The sequence below is a fragment of the Rhodococcus sp. 24CO genome (genome assembly GCF_050586165.1).
In the GTDB taxonomy this organism is placed as follows: domain Bacteria; phylum Actinomycetota; class Actinomycetes; order Mycobacteriales; family Mycobacteriaceae; genus Rhodococcus_F.
The window spans coordinates 1-604 of the sequence record NZ_JAZFNF010000074.1; the positions used below are offsets into that span (position 1 = coordinate 1).

Annotated in this window: 1 protein-coding gene; it reads left to right on the top strand. The window is 59.3% G+C overall.

Annotation, left to right across the window (positions count from 1 at the left end):
- Positions 1–2: 2 nt before the first annotated feature.
- Positions 3–604 (top strand): condensation domain-containing protein (locus V2B23_RS30900; protein ID WP_430953696.1); only part of this gene is annotated, 602 nt, incomplete at its 3' end.

Genomic DNA, 604 nt, shown 5'->3' on the forward strand with positions numbered 1-604 from the left:
CGATGATCGGTTTGTTTGTCAATACGGTGCCGGTGCGGGTTCGGTTGGATCGGCGGGACACTCTTGGTGTGCTTCTTAGTCGGATTCAGGCTGAGCAGGCGGGGCTTTTGGATCATCAGTATGTGGGGTTGGCTGATATTCAGCGGGTGGCGGGGCCGGGCGCGGTGTTCGACACGATGACGGTGTTCGAGTCGTATCCAGTCGATCGTGGTGGGTTGACTGCGAAGACGGATATTGCGGGGATGCGGGTGGTGGATGTGAGTGGTGTTGATGCCGCGCACTATCCGATCGGCGTTGTTGCGCACCTGGACAATCGACTGCACATCAGAATCAAATATCTGCCGGAACTTTTCGACCGCGACACGATGGACAGCGCCGTGCAGCGAGTTCTGCGTGTCATCAACGCCGCAGTCGCAGATCCTGACCTACCACTTGCCTCGCTGGACGTGCTCTCACCCTCGGAGCGACGGGAACTGGCTCCGGTTCAGGGTGGCTTGTCCGTGAAAGAGCATGTACTGCCGGAATTGTTGTCGGCTGCGGGGGATCGGAATTCGCTGGCGGTGGTGTGTGGTGATGAGCGTGTGTCGGGTGGGGAGTTGGAGGT